This is a genomic window from Ferruginibacter sp. SUN106, assembly GCF_050611765.1.
Classification (GTDB): domain Bacteria; phylum Bacteroidota; class Bacteroidia; order Chitinophagales; family Chitinophagaceae; genus Ferruginibacter.
Genome location: NZ_JBODJC010000002.1, coordinates 876798 through 894470, shown reverse-complemented (window position 1 = coordinate 894470; position 17673 = coordinate 876798). Strand labels below are relative to the sequence as shown.

The window sequence follows — 17673 nt, the reverse complement described above, 5'->3', positions numbered from 1 at the left end:
TCTTTGTAAAAATAATTTTATGGTATTGGTAACAGGAGGCGCAGGTTTATTAGGTAAGGAATTGATCACGCAATTGCTTGCACAGGGAAAGCAGGTAAAAGCCATCTATAATAAAACGCCACTTGCCGATTTTCATTCTGCTAATCTTGAGCAATTGCAATGCAATATTTTAGATGTGGTGGGTCTTGAAGAAGCAATGCAGGGCATTGAACAGGTATATCATTGTGCTGCTATTGTTACTTTCAATCCAAAAAGAAAAAGGGAGATGTTTAAAATAAACATTGAAGGAACAGCCAATGTGGTAAATGCTGCTTTGGAAGCTGGTGTAAAAAAAATGGTGTATGTAAGCAGTGTGGCAGCATTAGGTAGAATAAGAGAAGGCGAGATCATTAATGAAACAATGAACTGGACTGAAGAGACCAGCAATAGTAATTACGGGCAAAGTAAATATTTAGCCGAAATGGAAGTTTGGCGTGGTATTGGAGAAGGATTAAATGCCGTAATGGTAAACCCGGTTGTAATACTTGGTGCTGGCGACTGGAATGGCGGCAGTTCACAAATATTTAAAAACGTATACAATGAATTTCCATGGTATGCTGATGGTACAACAGGATTTGTAGATGTTAGGGATGTGGTAAATGCAATGCTGCAACTGATGGAAAGCGATATAACAGCACAACGTTTTATTATTAGTGCCGAAAATAAAAGCTTTCATGATTTGTTTAACCTGATAGCAAAAGCATTTGGTAAAAAACCGCCACATAAAAAAGTTACACCGTTAATTGCGGCAGTTGTGTGGCGCCTGGAAGCAATAAAAAGTAAATTCACTAAAAAAGATCCGCTGATAACAAAAGAAACTGCAAAAACAGCAATGGTAAAAGTGAATTTTGATAATACCAAGCTTAAAAAATATTTGCCGGATTTTAAATACAGAAAAATTGAAGATACTGTCAACGATACCTGTGCACTATTTTTCCAAAAGCTTAACAAACAGTAACCTATTTTTGTACTTACACCAATGCGATTTATACTGCTGGTAATTTCCATTGATTTCAATTAGTGTTTATTAGTGTAATTGGTGGCCAAAAAAAATCACATGAAAAAAATCTTTTTATTTATAGCAGTTACTTGTTTAAGTATCACCGTCTTTGCTCAATCAGCCAGCTTTTATGTTTCCGGAAAAGTTGTTGATGCTGTTACAAAAGCACCTATGCAAGGCGCTTCTGTATTTGCACAAAACACTACACAAGGTGGGGTAACAGATGCTGAAGGGAATTTTAAGATCGGTTTGCCCAATGGCGGTTACGACCTGGTTATAACCTTTACTGGTTATCAAACAGAAAGCAGGAGGATAAGTACCGCAGATGCAAATGATAAAAATATTGTGATAGAGTTAAAGCTAAAGGAAAAAGCGCTGGAAGATGTTGTGATCACTTCCAGCAACGAAGTAAAAGATGGCTGGACAAAGTACGGCGATTTTTTCCTGGAGAATTTTATTGGTAAAACAGAGAACAGCAAATCCTGCACTATAAAAAATAAAGACGATATTCATTTTTTCTTTTCTAAAAAAAGAAACCGGCTTAAAGTTACCGCCACAGCTCCTATTGAAATTGCCAATGATGCACTTGGGTATAACATCAAATACACTATCGATTCTTTTACTTACGAATATAATACCCAGGTTACATTGTACACAGGTTATCCGCTATTTGAAGAAATGCAATCCACTGATACTGCCAGAAAAAATATGTGGACAGCCAACAGGTTAAAAACCTATAAGGGTTCTATGTTGCATTTTATGCGTAGCTTATACAACAGGCAATTAAAAGAAGAAGGTTTTGAAATTCAGTTTTTGGTAAAAACAAATGATAAAGAGAGTGCAGTAGTATTGCCGAATGCATACAATGCAATGAATTATCATAAAGAAGACAGTACACAAACAGTTGAAGTGTTGCCGAATCAAAATAATGTAGCGGTGTTGTATAAAAATGAAAAACCGGAGCAAGCCTATGCTGATGCTAACCCCGACGAACCTGCAAAATTTCAGCTTACAGTTTTAGCTTTTGTACCTGCGGAATCTATAATAATAGAACAAAACGGATATTACTACGAACAAACTGACATCACTGTAAACCAGTATCTCAGCTGGAAAAAAATGGCAGATATGCTGCCTTATGATTTTAAAACCCCCTGATTTTACACAGTTATTGGCTAAAATGACGCACTTACAAAGTTATCTTCGAAGAATCAACAATATTGTTGATTCTTTGTCTAATAATACAAGGGTAAAGTTGCGTTGTTGTTTGCGAACCAGGAATCCCGGTATTTTTAATTCCAGATAGGAGAATACTGCTTGAACAATAGATCCGTACGCTATTAAATTACCCTGGTTAATAAAATCGGGGTTTTTTAATTACATTCATACTTATAATAGATTTTTATTGAAATTTTTATTCTTACTTTTTGCTTATTTTACTCCGTCCCTACTTAAGTGCCAGGACTTTAATTATGTGCATTACGATACTAAAGATGGTCTTGCAGGTTCTACCGTTTACAGCATGTGCCAGGATAAGGAGGGATTTATGTGGTTTGCTACAGAAAATGGCCTCAGCAGGTATGATGGTACACACTTTAAAAATTTTACAGTAAAAGATGGGTTGCCAGATAATGAAGTGCTGAAAGTTTTTGCAGATAGCAAAGGGAGGCTGTGGATTGCCACATTCAGCAAAGAATTGTGTTTCTACTATCAAGGAAAAATACACAATAAGGGAAATGATAGCCTGATAAAGAAAATGAATTTTGATAGGAATGTAGACAATATAGTAGAAGACGAAAAACAATTTTTAGGCTTCTCCTTTCTCAATACTATAATAATTATTACAGCGTCTGATAGTATTATGAGATATAAAATTGAAGATATTTCAACTACTAAAAATGGTTCAGGGCTTGTTTCTTATTCAGGAGGTAAGATATTGCTTAATATTAACATTAAAGAAGCTTATTTATTCAACAATACTGATTTTAGCTGGAAAGGCCAGGATAGACATGATTGGCAAGATCTTATTAAGCAAAAATCACATGATTCAGTCTATGTTGCCATTGGTTTTAACGAAATCAAAAAGGCGTATTGTCTGATAAGTGTTCCTAATGATTTTGTCTCGTGGCAATTAAAGGGTCAGAACGTTGTATATACGTATATAAACACTACAAATGGCACATGGTCTGTTGATACCAACAATATTAGACTCAATATTCATTATTTACCCGGTAAAAAAATAAGCTGCTCTGTAGAAGATTTGGAAAAGAATATTTGGTTTGCCACTTTTGGAGAAGGAGTGTATAAATTGCCATCACAGGCAGTACGAACAATTTTGTTTTCGCCCGAAAAAAATAGAACTGAAAAAGAAATATTTTCAATTACAGAGTATAATGGCCAAATTTTGGCAGGAGGTCAATTTAGCAGGGGCATGTTAGTAGATAAAAATTTTAAGGTGTCAGAATTGAACTATGGAAACAAATTAGTACTCATAAAAAAAAATACCGGTACCAACCGCTTATATTCTGTAAAGAATATTTCAACCGCTACAGCAATATTAGGATTTGATGCTTTCCTGGTAAAGCTTGAACATGATAAACCTTCCTTTAATTATGTTTACACTGCAAAGTCAATAGACAAAATTGACGACAACTATATTCTTGTTGGTACTTCTTTTTACACATTTAAAATGAGGCTGAATGATTTGCAGATTACGGATACGATCTGGAGAGAAAGGTGTACCAAAGTGTTTTACCTGAATCATAAATATTATATCGGCACATTAAAGGGGCTTTATGAAGTAAACGAAAACAAAACCTATAATTACCTGGGAAATCTACATCCTGCCCTGACACGCAGGATAACTGATATTAAAGCAACAGAAGATAATACATTATGGATATCAACAAGCGACAATGGAATTATTGCTTTAAGAAATAATAAAATAATAAGTGCAATTAATGATACCATGGGGTTAAGCAGTAATATCTGCAAAACCCTTTTTATAAAAGGCAATACGTTATGGGTAGGTACAGATAAGGGCATTAATAAAATCAACGTTCAAAATGAGATGTACCAGATCACTAAATACAGTACATCGGACGGATTGCCATCTAATACCATTAATGCGCTTTACATTAAGGATAGCACAGTATGGGTTGGTTCACCTGCAGGGCTAACCTATTTTAATGAAAATAGTATTGCTGATTTTTCGATGTGTAATTTGATGCTGTTGGGTATTACTGTTTCTGGAAAAGAGTATAAAATAGATTCAGCTATTCACTTGTCTTACAATAATAATATACATTTTGAGTACACAGGAATCTCTTTCAGGTCGGGCGGAGAAATAATGTATCATTATAAACTTACAGATCTTGATAATGACTGGAAAGTAACCACACAAAATAATCTTGATTATAAATCTTTGCCTGCCGGTGATTATAAACTGGAATTGTATGCGGTAAATAAATATGGTGTAAAAAGCAATATTATTGTGATTAACTTTTCAATTACGGCGCCTTTCTGGAAAACATTTTGGTTTTACCTGTTAGTATCAGCGTTGGCAATAATCGGAATTAGTTGGGTGTTTAATAGTCGAAATAAAAAAACCAAACAAAGGCTGGAAGAAAAAAATAATTACCAAAAGCAGTTTGCTTTACTGGAGCAACAGGCCTTACAGTCGCAGATGAACCCGCATTTTATCTTCAATTGCCTTAATTCTATACAACAATATATTCTTACAAACGAAAAAGAAAAAGCCAATCAATATCTTACAGGTTTTGCTGCGCTTATCAGGCAAACACTGGATATCTCTTCACAAAAACAGATAACAGTTGCTGAAGAAGCATCTTATTTAAGAAAATACCTGGATATGGAACGTATGCGTTTTGGAGATAGCTTTAACTATTTCATTACTATAAACGAGAATGTTAAAGCTGATAATATACATATACCCGCCTTATTATTACAGCCGTATGTGGAAAATAGTCTCCGCCATGGTATCAGGTATAAAACTGATGGTGAGGGAAAAGTAATCATTGACTTTTGTATTAAAGAAAACAGCTTGTTTTGTACCATAAAAGATAACGGAATTGGCAGAGATAAAGCAGTCGAATTTAAAAGCAAACAACATATAGAATACCAAAGCAAAGGAATGAATTTAACCAGCAAAAGGATAGAATTACTTAATAGAGTTACTGAAAATAAAATTACTGTAACGGTAAAAGACTTAAAGAATAACGACGATTCCGCAGCAGGTACATTAGTAGAAATAAATTTATCCATATAATATGCAAACCATTTCCGCTATAATAATTGACGATGAACCTGGAAATATTGTCACACTGTCCGAGTTGATAAAACAATATTGTCCCAATGTAAATATTGTGCAAACAGCCCCTGATCCGCTAAAAGGATATGAACTGATAAAAGAAACAGAACCTGAACTTGTTTTTCTTGATATTGAAATGCCATATGGCAATGCCTTCGATTTGCTCGACAGGCTTTTGCCGGTTTCTTTTGAGGTAATTTTTGTAACAGCATTTAATGATTACGCAATTAAAGCATTTAAATATGCAGCGTTAGATTATCTTTTAAAACCTGTAAATATAAATGAGCTGAAAGAGGCCGTTAATAAAGTAGAAAAACGTATAAAGGAAAGAAGTCTCAATGACAGGATTAGTACTTTATTGAATAATTTTAAACCCGAAAATGCCGGCATACAAAAAATTGCCTTGCCGACAGCGGATGGTTGCCATTTTGAGGATATTAGTAACATTATGTATTTGCAAGCAGAGGGCAGCTACACTCACATTCATATTAAAAGAAAAGAAAAAATTCTTGTATCCAAAACTTTAAAACTGCTGGAAGATATCCTGCCTTCTGCAATATTTTGCAGGATTCACCATTCCTGCCTGATTAATATTAACTACGTTAAAAAGTATTATAAAGGCAGGGGTGGTTATGTTCAGATGGAAGATGATACCTGTATAGAAATTTCTATAAGAAAGAAGAATGATTTTTTTGACCGGTTTAAGTAGTACCTATTTACCCATCACCTTATCCCATAACTCAGGTATCCTTTTAATCCACACCAGTTCTCTTTGTGCAACACCAGCTTCTTTTGCAGGAGCACCCCAATAAGTTTTATTGCCTTCAAGATCGCCACCTACGCCGGTACGTGCAAGTAATACAGCGTTTTCCCCAATGGTTAAGGTCTTATTGATAATTACACCTCCCCAGATGGTTACACCGTCTTTAATAATGGTACAGCCACCTACTACAACATTTGCTGCAACCAGGCAATTTTTACCCAACACAGTATCGTGCCCTATATGTATGATGTTATCAAATTTGGTTCCTCTCCCGATCTTTGTATCGCTGCTTACACCCCTGTCAATAGTACAGCCTGCACCAATTTCCACATCATCTTCAATCACCACTCTGCCACAACTCGGCATTTTTTTATACCATACTTCACGGTCTTTTTTTGTGTTGTAGTAAAATGCATCGCTGCCAATTACTGTCCCGCTTTGTATCATTACATTATCACCAATAATGCAATGATCCATTATTGAAACATTGGGATAGATGATACAATTTTTTCCGATGCTTACATGATTGCCAATAAATGCAGTTGGATAAATAAAACTTCCTTCACCAATTACTGCAGTGTCGTTAATTGTTTTTGATGCAGCTTCAAACGGCCGGAAGTGTGTTGCAATTTTGCAATATGCTTCAAAGGGATTCTCAACGATTAATAAAGCTTTACCTTCTGGTATAGCAGCTTCTTTATTGATGATGATAAAGCTTGCAGCACTGTTAATACACTTGCTGTAGTATTTAGGGTGATCAACAAAAACAAGATCTCCGTTTTCCACGTTGTGTATTTCATTGATGCCGGTTGCGCTGGCGGTAACATTACCCAAAAGTGTGGCACCGATAAATTCGGCAATCCATTGTAACGAAACCGGAGAAGGAAATTGCATAGTTATAATATTTTTGTAAAGGTAATGCGCTTTGCATTTATCCCGCTTTTGTTATAAAAATGCATCAAACCGCCTTTTTCAGCCTTTTGTGCAAAAATATTTTCCAACTTTTTTTACTTTCCCAAAACGCTGAAAATGACTTTTAAAAAACTACATTAGAAATATGCAGTGGCAAAAAAAAGTACACTTATATTTTCCAATAAATAAATCAATTCCTTTGAAAGTATAGTAAAATCAATACTTTCAGCGGTTTGTTTTTTTTAAAATATTTCTTTAATAAAATATTTTTTTAAAAATCTCATCTTTTATTTTTTAAAATGATGCAATTACCGGCGCTATTATCCACAGCGATATAAAAAATGTTAATAAAATTTTTTGGAAATAATTTTATGTTAGCAAAAATTCTTTTTAATATTGTGTAGGGAATTTGGTTCCCGGTACTTACTAACCCATCTATATAACAAAGCCTGGCTATCAAATGTCGGGCTTTATTATTTTTATCAACTCCTCTTTTTTACTTTTACAACAGCAACATAAAATTGCAACCCATCTCATGCTACAAGATGATTTTATTATCAGTACCGATAAATCAAAAATTGATATCAACGTTGTATATAATTATTTAAGTAAAGAAAGTTATTGGGCAAAAAATATTCCAATGGCAATTGTTGCAAAAGCAATTGATGGCGCTTTTTGTTTTGGTGTTTACAAAAAAGAAGTTAATGATGCCGATCAACAAATTGGTTTTGCAAGAGTGATTACAGACAAAGCCACCTTTGGTTACCTGGCAGATGTTTTTATAGTAGAACAATATCGTGGTATCGGACTCAGCAAATGGCTGATGAAAGAAATTATGGAGCATCCGGAGTTGCAGGGTTTCAGAGGATGGATGCTGGGTACAAAAGATGCCCATACTTTATATGAACGATTTGGATTTAAACGTTTGCAGAATTCAGAAAGAATAATGCGGTTGAGTTTATTGGAAGGTTATCCTGAAGAAGAAAGCGTTACGGGTTAAATGGGTTACGGGTTTATCGATTGTTGTTTTGATAAGAGATTATCCGCTGATCATGTTTATTAATCGCAAACAATCAATTAACCCGTAACTCGTAACCTGTAACTTTTTAACCCGTAACAAAACACCCCCCCAACCTGCAATTAATCCTTATCTTGCAAAAAATAAAAATATCGCATGCTTAAATCAATGACGGGTTTTGGAAGGGCAGAACAAACCGTAAACGAGAAAACTTTTTTAGTAGAGATAAAAGCCCTTAATGGAAAGCAACTGGAACTGCAATTGAAATTGCCGCCATTACTACGGCCTTACGAGTTTGAAATAAGAAATACTTTACAGGAACACCTTGTACGTGGTACTATCGACTGCTTTATTAATATCAAACAAAACGGAACTACAAAACCGGTTAATATTAATACAGATTTAATTAAAGCCTATTACAGGCAGATTGAAGAGCTGGCAGGTGAACTTAAAATTGATACCAACTCCGTACTGAGTGCTTTACTACGTTTGCCTGAAGTGGTAACACCAACTAATGATGTATTGAATGAAAATGATTTTGTAGAATTCAATAAGGTTTTAATTGCTGCATTAAATAATCTCAATCAACATCGTACCGAAGAAGGCAATGGTTTGGAAAAAGACCTGATCAAAAGAATTGATAATATTAAAGAACAGGAAGAAGCGATTCTGTTACTGGAACCTAATCGTAAAAAAAGAATCGTGGACGAGATTAACCAGTTGCTGGAAAAAAATGTAGGTAAAGAAAATATTGATAACAACAGGATGGAACAGGAGCTGATCTACTACATGGAAAAAATAGACATCCACGAAGAGCAGATACGCCTGCGCCAGCATTGCGAATATTTTAAATCGATATTACAGGAACCTGAAGAAGGTAAAGGGAAAAAACTATCTTTTATTTTGCAGGAAATAGGCAGAGAGATCAATACTACCGGAAGTAAAGCCTATGATGCAGCTATACAAAAATGTGTGGTAAAGATGAAAGACGAATTAGAAAAAGCTAAAGAACAGGTTTTAAATGCACTGTAATTTATCAGCAACAATTATTTTTGCAGTATGAGTATGCTCAAAAAAAATAAATCATATTGTACCAGGCTTCCCTTTGCTTATAGCCTTTTACTAATGTTCCTTTGCGTATTTTTTTCATCCTGCACACAACTGGCTACTTTTGAAAAAGACACCACTATTCCTAAAAATGAGTGGAAAAACAGTTTTGTAGTAAAAGGTAGTTTTGCTGTTGCAGATACGGCCGCTGCTTACAATACATATATAGTATTACGCCATACCGATGCCTATAAGTATAATAATATATGGCTTAATGTAGGCATACAGCCACCAGGCGATAGCATGCATTACCAGAAATTTGACCTTACATTAGGCACCGACGCTACCGGATGGTTAGGCTCAGGCATGAATGATATATGGGAGGTGCGGCAATTGTATTTCAGGGGAGTGCGTTTTAAAAATACAGGTACCTATAATTTTTCTATTGCACAGGTAATGAGGGAAGATCCGTTGCCGGGTATAATGAGCGCTGGCTTAAGGCTTGAAAAACAATAAGGGCTAAAAACTAAAAAACCTGCCCTCTCTGTAACCCGATCTGCTCGTTTTAACAAAACAATTCTTTATTTTGCATATTATGAAGAAACTAACAGTCCTTACCATTCTGTTTATACTTGTGATGGTCAATAGTACCCGGGCACAACGATATGACTATGTACAACAGGGAGATTTTGGTGTAACGTTGGGTGCCGCACATTATTTTGGAGATATTAATACAAGGGCTGCTATAAACAGGCCAAAACCTGCGTTGGGTTTATTTTTCCGCAAACAATTTGGTAATTATGTAGGAATGCGTATCGGCGCCCATTTTGCACAGGTTGGTTATAGCGATACTTATAGCAAAAACGATTACCAGAAAACAAGAAACCTCAGCTTCAATTCCAATATATGGGAGCTTGCTGTACAAGGCGATTTTAATTTCTTTAAATTTATCCCAGGCGATCCTGAACACTCTTTTACACCTTATGTAACCTTAGGTGTAGGTGTTTTCAGCTACGATCCTTATGCCTATTTAGATGGTAAAAAGGAATTTTTGCGTCCGTTAGGAACTGAAGGACAGGTATTGGGTTATAAAGGAAGAAAACAGTACAGCACTATGGCTTTTTGTATTCCATTAGGCGTAGGTATGAAATATAATATTACCGAAAAGATGAACCTCTCTTTTGAAGTGTCTAATCGGTTCACCACTACAGATTACCTTGACGATGTGAGTACTACATATATAGGTGCCAGCAGGTTTGCCACATTACCAAACGGCCAGCCATCAACAGCCGCTTTATTGCAGGATCGTTCTTATGAACTGGATCCTAATAATATTTTGGGTGTAGAAGGAAGGCAACGTGGATTCAGCAAACAGAGAGACCAGTATATTTTTGCTGAAATTGGTATTTCCTTTAATATCAGTAGCTACCGGTGCCCCAGTTCAAACTAAAACTATCTTTTTATAGTATAAGCCCCGGAATTTTTCGGGGCTTTGTTTTGTTCTTACAAAAATTTGCCTATATTTACATTCTCCCCCAAACAAATAATTGATGGTTTACCTCATCAGTTTCAGATTTCCAACCAAAGAATAACTATTAAGCACCAATCCTTGGAATAACACAAGCACAAATCCTTTCATTTCTGTGATGAAACCATAGTTTATCTCACCACTAACAAGTTAACTATGGCGTTCATTCGCAACTGCGTTATTACAGCAGTTATTGCTTTATGCATTTCATTAAATGCAAAGGCACAAACTGTTTATTATCCGTCCCGCTCTTCTCAATTGCTTAAGGCAACTGCAGAAGATGCTGCTATGCTTTTACAGAAAGCTGTAAACGGAAGTAAATTTATCACCCAGGCATACACTACAATTCCATCTACAGGCGTCATCTTTGTTTATGATTCTGCCATTACAGATAACCAGGCTTGTAAAGTAGAAAGCGATGGAGTTAATTATATAAGATTTTCAGCTTTTGGCGACAATGGTTTACATTTTGGGATCTACCAGTTTCTGCACCAGCTGGGCTTCAGGTTTTATCAACCGGGTTCAGTTTGGGAAATTACACCTTCACTCTCATCACCATACAGAAAATCAGATACTACTTATACCTGCAGTTATAAATACAAAACCTGGTTTATCAGCGGGGGGCATAACCGTTGGATAATGGATAATAACGCAACTTATGGTTGGGATGCCTACTTTGGTGAAAACGGGCATAACTGGGCTTTATACCAACGTCGTAACGGAATGTTGGGAAGTGCACGTTTTACCGGGCACAGAGATGATGTAATGAGCGGCAACTATCTAACTACTTTGCAAAACAATCCTTGTTACGTAGCTAATTATAATGGTTCAAGGCAGGCCAATTCACAATCGGTACCGGATATTTATAATCCGGTAGCTAAAGAATTATGGGCCAACGCCATTGAACAAAAATATACCCAGTATAAAACTAACATTTACAATAACACAACTTTATACACTAACATTTACAGAAACTTCAAATACAATTACGATAATATTGGTATCGAAGTACCCGATGGAGCTAAATTTGGTAATTCAAAAGAAAATGAAGTTTGCACAGTAGCAGATTATCCTAAAGAAAGCGATCAGCATTTTGCATTAGCTAATTTTACTGCACAAAGTATACTGGCTAAATATCCTGATAAACATTTTCAGTTGTATGCTTATTCCGGCCATGCCGATGTACCTGCCGCATCAATTGTACTCAATAAAAATATCGACATACAAATAATACCAACAGTATACCAGATGGAAAGCAGTACCAATGGATTAAGAAACCGCTGGTATAACCGTTCTGCTAATGTTTCTGAATACCATTACCTCAACCTTTCTGGCTGGAGCGGAGAAACCCCTGCCTTTAAATGGAGCGATTTGAAAACAACATTGCAAATTGCAAAAGAAAAAAAATCACAAGGATTAATGTGGGAAGCATCACCTGCAAAGTTTGGCAGTCTTCCTGTATTGTTAGCAGCCAATAATTATTTGAAAGATAATATGGAGGTAGATAGTACCCTGCATGAATTTTGCGACAATATGTTTGGTGCAGCCAATACCACCGTGTACAATATTTTTAAATTATGGGGCGAAGAAGAAACAGCTCCCGATAAATATTCCATTCAATTGTACCTGCAGTTATTGAATACTGCAGCACAGCAAACACAAACCGCAACAGATGTGGTTAAAGAGAGATTACGGGAATTAAAGGCCTACCTGCATTATATGGTATTGTATTTTAACCAGGGTGGAGATGACCAGGATAAAACTATTACAAAAGCCAGCCGTGACGCAGCCTTATGCATTTACCTGGCTAAAACAAATAAACTGCAACTGGTAAACAGTTATTACCTGATAGCAACCATTGTAAGCAAATATGCCACTACCAGCGATTTTTACGCTCAATATAATGTGGTAAACGGAACCGCTTACCAGGGAGGCAATTTGCCCCTGATAACTGCAGCAGAAATTGAAAATGATTTTTTGCAGGATGTAAGTAAATATGGCAACCAGCTAGAAGCATTTAAGCTGGAAAAAGCGTCATATGTAAAAGATCAGTTTAAAACAGCCAACATTACCCCACTTGCTGTAATCAAAACAAAGATCACCTATACCAACGGCATCAATTATTACAATAAAACTTCGTTCAATATCATTGCTCCTGCAGCAGGCAATTTCACTATTCAGTATACACCCACTTTTGATATGGCGGGCAAGGGCTACATTAATTTTTTAGTAGAATCGGCAGATAAAACTTTGCAGATAGTAAAAGATTTCAGCATCGATAATAACAATGCTGCAGGTTCCATTAAAATTGATCTGCCGGCAGCAGGCAATTATCTTTTAACTATCGTATCCAAATACAAATCCGCTGTAGAACTGGCTATTACCACCAACGGAAATTATTTTTACAAAAATGGTTTATTCCTGGGTAATAAAACAGAAAGTTATAAAGCTGACCCCGCCAGTTTGCCAGGGTATTTTTATGTACCCGATGGCCTTAGCCGCATTTACTGTAATGTAAATAGTTTTTCAGCGGGTAAGTATGCATCGGCAGAAGCCATAAGTAACAACTTTAACGTAAAAGATAATAACGGTAATGCAGTTCAGTTACATTTTGTAACCCCCAAAGACTCTTCATTATTGTATGTAGAAATACCAGAAGGTGCCGGCGGTACTTTCTGGCAGGCAACAACGATGGCGCAATATACTTTGCAGTTCATCAACATTAGTAATACCTTATGGTACGCCAACCGTAGTGCTTGCAGCAGTGCAACTTTTACTGCAACTGTTGTAAACCAAAACGGCAATTGTTTTACACGTTTAACAGCAACCGCAACTACCGCTAAAGCAACGGGCCTTACCTGGGAAGTAACTGATATGGGCCGCACTTTAAAATACAGCAATCAGTCTGTTGTTGATCTGCCGGATTATATTTCTCCCAATGCGGTTATTACTTTAACTAACGGTACGGGTTGTAGTTTTACCAGAACCCTTAACAGCGATGCACAATACCTGCGTGATAAGGAAGCATGTGCAAGCGGAGCTGCCAGGGCTGCTATTATTGTTACCCCGGTGTTATACCCTAACCCCTCTGCAGGTGTTTTTAACTGCATGCAAAATGGAATGGCCGCTGTTGCAGATGAAATCACTATTTACAACACATTGGGCAACCAGGTAGGGAGTTTTAAAAACACCAGGCAGTTTAATATCAGCCATGTTTCCGCCGGCTTGTATGTATACCGTATGGTGATTAAGGGGGAGGTGTATAAAGGCAAACTGGTTAAATCGTAAGATTTGCCCTAAAACGCTTATTACAACTAAATTTTATTACTTTTGCAGCCCAAAGTCAGGCCCTGTGCCTGACTAATAGTTTTACGTGTTTTATGAGCCAGAAGGATAAAATAAATATTCAACAACTGCCAAAGCATATTGCCATCATTATGGATGGTAATGGACGATGGGCAAAAGAAAAAGGCGAAGACAGGCTTTTTGGCCATTTACATGGCGTGGAAAGTGTACGTAATATTGTAGAAGGTGCCGCAGAGCTGGGTATTCAATACCTTACTTTATATGCTTTTAGTACCGAAAACTGGGACCGCCCTGCTTACGAAGTAACCGGCCTTATGGAATTGTTGGTGGAAACCATCCGAAAAGAAGTACCCACACTTAATAAAAATAATATCAGGCTTCATGTAATCGGCGATATCAATATGTTGCCGGAATCAGCTCGTAAAGAACTGGATGAAGCCATACAGGAAACCAGTAAAAATAGTGGCTTAAACCTCATCATGGCCTTAAGCTACAGCAGCCGCTGGGAAATAAACACTGCCATAAAAAATATAGCTGAAGATGTGAAGGCCAATAAGTTACAGCCGGAAGCTATCAATCAGCAGGTGATTCAGCAATACCTGTGCACCGCCGAGTTTCCCGATCCTGAGCTGATGATAAGAACGAGTGGGGAATACAGGATCAGCAACTTTTTATTATACCAGTTAGCTTATGCAGAGTTGCATTTTACCAATACTTTGTGGCCCGATTTCAGGAAAGAGAACTTATACGAAGCCATTCTGGATTATCAAAGCCGGGAACGCAGGTTTGGGAAAACAAGCGAACAGGTAAAAAGTTAAAAGGTTGAAAGTTAAGGGCTGAACCACTAACTCTAAACTTCTAAACCAAAACCGACCAAGATTAACAAATAGTTTTAACTTAATGGGCTTAATTTGCCGCTCATAAAATACCAAATTGATGCGCCTGATTTACAAAAGGATTCTTTTTATTGTTACCATCTTATTCAGCAGCCAGTTTGTTGCGGCCCAGGTTGAAACACCCGTATCTGCAGACCCCGAATTACTGGGAATCTTCACTTCAAAAACGCCAAAAGAATATACTATTGCAGGAATAACAGTTGGTGGCACTAAAGCTTTTGACGAAAATCTTATTATCTCTATATCAGGTATTGCCGTTGGAGATAAAGTGCTGATACCCGGTACCGATGTTTTCAGTAAAGCCATTGCCAAATTGTGGAAGCAAAGCCTTATTTCTAATATTGAAATTTCTTTCACCAAACTGGAAGACAGGAATCTTTATGTTCATTTTGAAATAACAGAAAGGCCAAGGTTAGCGGAATTTAAATTTGTTGGTCCTAAAAAAAGTGAAAGAGACGATCTTGAAACAAAAGTGCAGCTGGTAAAAGAGAGGGTGGTAACAGAAAATATGAAGCTGAGTGCAGTGGAAGCCATCAAGAAATTTTACTATGAAAAATCTTACCGCAATGTAGATGTACAGATGAAAGAGGAAATAATGCCGGCTTTAAATAATGCGGTTTCGTTAACCTTCATTATTAATAAAGGCAGCAAGGTAAAAATAAACCAGGTAAGCTTCAGTGGCAACGAAACTATAGCTGAGCAAAAGCTGAAAAAACAAATGAAGGGTACCAAAGAAATGCCAAGGTTTACTTTGTATCCGATTTCAGTAAAGAACCCTTACGGAGACACGACGAAAAAATTAACCTTTAAGGAATATATCAATAGCGCAGGATTTTTATCCCCTTCTAAAACAAAAGAAGTTCTGGATCCTTATGTTCGTTTAAAATTAAGCTCCGGTAAATTCAGCGACAAAAAATTTGCAGAAGATAAAGAACATGTACTGGATTATTATAATTCACAAGGTTACAGGGATGTGGTAATTCTTGGCGATACCACTGTGTACGATGAAAAGCATAACCTGAACGTTTTTGTAAAAGTAAACGAAGGCAACAAATATTACTTTGGCGATATTGTGTGGAAAGGCAATACCAAATATTCAGATTCTATATTAAACGTGGTGCTGGGTATTAAAAAAGGCGATGTGTATAATATGGAATTGCTGAACAAACGCCTGGGTAAACAAATATCTGCCGAAGGCGGTGATGTGCAAAGTTTATATATGGATGATGGTTATCTTTTTTACAGGATAGACCCTGTTGAAACAGCGGTATATAATGATACTATCGATTTTGAAGTAAGGATGACCGAAGGGCCGCAAGCCACTTATGGTAACATCACTATTTCAGGAAATGATAAAACGAAAGATTATGTTATCCGTCGTGAATTAAGAACTATCCCGGGAGAAAAATTCAGCCGTGCGGATATTATACGTACACAAAGGGAATTAGGGCAACTTGGATTTATCAATGCAGAAAAGATCAATCCGAATGTGGTGCCTAATGCAGATAATGGTACGGTAGATATTAACTGGGAAATTGAAGAAAAATCTGCCGATCAGCTGGAGCTTTCGGCGGGCTTTGGCGGCGGTATCGGCTTAACGGGAACGTTAGGTATAACCTTCAATAACTTCTCTATAAAAAATATTGGCAAAAAATCAACCTGGGATCCGTTACCATCAGGCGATGGACAGAAGCTGAGTGCAAGGATTCAATCAAACGGTAAAGCATTCCGTTCCTATAATTTCTCTTTTACCGAACCTTGGTTAGGGGGTAAAAAACGGAACTCCTTTACAATAGGATATTCCAACACCCGATACGCTAATGCTTATAACCCTACTACAGGTGCTTATGATAAAACTGCAGGTGATACATCTTATGTAAAAACCAGCAGCTTCACTGTATCGTTAGGTAAGCAGTTAAAATGGCCTGATGACTTTTTTAACCTGATCTATGCATTAAATGTGCAGCAATACAAACTGAAGAATTACGCTAACATATTTGCAGGTTTAAGCAATGGTACTTCTACCAATGTAAGTTTAAAGATCGCATTAGTGCGTAACTCGGCAGGTCCTAACCCGATATTTCCAACCGGTGGTTCTAACTTTATGTTGAGCGGACAATTTACTTTGCCTTACTCTGCATTAGGTATTATACCAAGTGCATCCAATCCTTACGCCTTACCCGAATTTCATAAATGGCGTTTTAACGGCGAATGGTATGTGCCTATCGGCCGGGCCCGGGGTGCCGAACATAACAAACAGTTTATCTTAAAAGCGGCTGCTAAATACGGCTTTATAGGCAGGTACAATCCTAAATTACAGATATCTCCATTTGAGCGTTTTCAATTGGGAGATGCCGGCTTAAGCAACAGTTACGCATTATTAGGGTATGATATTATTGCCCATCGTGGTTACCCGGTGTACAATTCATCCGATCCAAAGATCAATCCCGAAACCGTTTCATCCAACCAGTACTTTACCATATTTAATAAGTACACCATGGAGCTGCGTTATCCATTCAGCACCAGTGCCAGCAGTACAATTTATGGATTGGCTTTCTTTGAAGCAGCTAATGGATGGTATGATTTTAAAAGCTATAATCCTTTTAAATTGCGTCGCTCTGCTGGTGTAGGTATGCGCTTTTTCTTACCAATGTTTGGTTTACTAGGGTTTGATTATGGTGTAGGTTTTGACAGGTACACACAATCTGGTGGATTAAAAGGCGCTGGTAAATTTACCTTTATGCTGGGCCAGGAACCGGAATAGGATTGTAGATTTAGGATTGCCGATTTTAGATTTACAAATTCTTACTTACTTTTAGCGTAGTATTAAAAATTTG

The 17673-nt window shown here is 36.9% G+C and carries 12 protein-coding genes; 11 read left to right on the top strand and 1 reads right to left on the bottom strand.

Annotated elements, in window-relative coordinates; translation table 11 throughout:
• Window positions 1-19 precede the first annotated feature (19 nt).
• The 4 genes from ACQ334_RS09755 to ACQ334_RS09740 all read left to right on the top strand — a co-directional run bounded on the left by ACQ334_RS09755 (window position 20) and on the right by ACQ334_RS09740 (window position 6075).
• Window positions 20-997, top strand: a complete 978-nt coding sequence (locus ACQ334_RS09755) for an NAD-dependent epimerase/dehydratase family protein (RefSeq protein ID WP_430988013.1) — start codon at window positions 20-22, stop codon at window positions 995-997.
• 99 nt (window positions 998-1096) lie between these two features.
• Entirely contained in the window at window positions 1097-2194 is a 1098-nt protein-coding gene (locus ACQ334_RS09750; RefSeq protein ID WP_430988012.1) for a carboxypeptidase-like regulatory domain-containing protein, read from the top strand.
• A 247-nt stretch (window positions 2195-2441) separates the two neighbouring features.
• A complete protein-coding gene (locus ACQ334_RS09745; protein WP_430988011.1) occupies window positions 2442-5324 on the top strand; it encodes a histidine kinase in 2883 nt (960 codons plus the stop codon).
• 1 nt (window position 5325) lies between these two features.
• Window positions 5326-6075, top strand: coding sequence for a LytR/AlgR family response regulator transcription factor (locus tag ACQ334_RS09740; RefSeq protein WP_430988010.1), 750 nt, complete (start codon window positions 5326-5328; stop codon window positions 6073-6075).
• Window positions 6076-6078: 3 nt separating this feature from the next.
• Here the strand turns inward: ACQ334_RS09740 and ACQ334_RS09735 are convergent, their stop codons facing one another.
• Window positions 6079-7023: a UDP-3-O-(3-hydroxymyristoyl)glucosamine N-acyltransferase gene (locus ACQ334_RS09735; RefSeq protein ID WP_430988009.1), complete on the bottom strand. Its 945-nt coding sequence runs from the start codon at window positions 7021-7023 to the stop codon at window positions 6079-6081.
• A gap of 553 nt (window positions 7024-7576) precedes the next feature.
• Here ACQ334_RS09735 and ACQ334_RS09730 point away from each other — a divergent pair.
• The 7 genes from ACQ334_RS09730 to ACQ334_RS09700 all read left to right on the top strand — a co-directional run bounded on the left by ACQ334_RS09730 (window position 7577) and on the right by ACQ334_RS09700 (window position 17600).
• A complete protein-coding gene (locus ACQ334_RS09730; protein ID WP_430988008.1) occupies window positions 7577-8041 on the top strand; it encodes a GNAT family N-acetyltransferase in 465 nt (154 codons plus the stop codon).
• Between the two features lie 174 nt (window positions 8042-8215).
• Window positions 8216-9091, top strand: a complete 876-nt coding sequence (locus ACQ334_RS09725) for a YicC/YloC family endoribonuclease (protein WP_430988007.1) — start codon at window positions 8216-8218, stop codon at window positions 9089-9091.
• Between the two features lie 27 nt (window positions 9092-9118).
• Complete coding sequence (locus ACQ334_RS09720) at window positions 9119-9622, top strand: gliding motility lipoprotein GldH (RefSeq protein WP_430988006.1); 504 nt, start codon at window positions 9119-9121, stop codon at window positions 9620-9622.
• Between the two features lie 79 nt (window positions 9623-9701).
• Entirely contained in the window at window positions 9702-10556 is an 855-nt protein-coding gene (locus ACQ334_RS09715) for a DUF6089 family protein (RefSeq protein WP_430988005.1), read from the top strand.
• A 234-nt stretch (window positions 10557-10790) separates the two neighbouring features.
• Window positions 10791-13922 (top strand): DUF4838 domain-containing protein, encoded by a 3132-nt coding sequence (locus ACQ334_RS09710; RefSeq protein ID WP_430988004.1) that lies wholly within the window; start codon window positions 10791-10793, stop codon window positions 13920-13922.
• Window positions 13923-14014: 92 nt separating this feature from the next.
• On the top strand, window positions 14015-14758 hold the full coding sequence (locus tag ACQ334_RS09705) for an isoprenyl transferase (RefSeq protein WP_430988003.1): 744 nt from the start codon (window positions 14015-14017) through the stop codon (window positions 14756-14758).
• Window positions 14759-14876: 118 nt separating this feature from the next.
• A complete protein-coding gene (locus tag ACQ334_RS09700; protein ID WP_430988002.1) occupies window positions 14877-17600 on the top strand; it encodes a BamA/OMP85 family outer membrane protein in 2724 nt (907 codons plus the stop codon).
• Window positions 17601-17673 lie beyond the last annotated feature (73 nt).

Coding starts and splice junctions, on each gene's coding strand:
- ACQ334_RS09755 (WP_430988013.1), top strand. CDS start 20: ATGGTATTGGTAACAGGAGGCGCAGGTTTATTAGGTAAGGAATTGATC.
- ACQ334_RS09750 (WP_430988012.1), top strand. CDS start 1,097: ATGAAAAAAATCTTTTTATTTATAGCAGTTACTTGTTTAAGTATCACC.
- ACQ334_RS09740 (WP_430988010.1), top strand. CDS start 5,326: ATGCAAACCATTTCCGCTATAATAATTGACGATGAACCTGGAAATATT.
- ACQ334_RS09735 (WP_430988009.1), bottom strand. CDS start 7,023: ATGCAATTTCCTTCTCCGGTTTCGTTACAATGGATTGCCGAATTTATC.
- ACQ334_RS09730 (WP_430988008.1), top strand. CDS start 7,577: ATGCTACAAGATGATTTTATTATCAGTACCGATAAATCAAAAATTGAT.
- ACQ334_RS09725 (WP_430988007.1), top strand. CDS start 8,216: ATGCTTAAATCAATGACGGGTTTTGGAAGGGCAGAACAAACCGTAAAC.
- ACQ334_RS09720 (WP_430988006.1), top strand. CDS start 9,119: ATGAGTATGCTCAAAAAAAATAAATCATATTGTACCAGGCTTCCCTTT.
- ACQ334_RS09715 (WP_430988005.1), top strand. CDS start 9,702: ATGAAGAAACTAACAGTCCTTACCATTCTGTTTATACTTGTGATGGTC.
- ACQ334_RS09710 (WP_430988004.1), top strand. CDS start 10,791: ATGGCGTTCATTCGCAACTGCGTTATTACAGCAGTTATTGCTTTATGC.
- ACQ334_RS09705 (WP_430988003.1), top strand. CDS start 14,015: ATGAGCCAGAAGGATAAAATAAATATTCAACAACTGCCAAAGCATATT.
- ACQ334_RS09700 (WP_430988002.1), top strand. CDS start 14,877: ATGCGCCTGATTTACAAAAGGATTCTTTTTATTGTTACCATCTTATTC.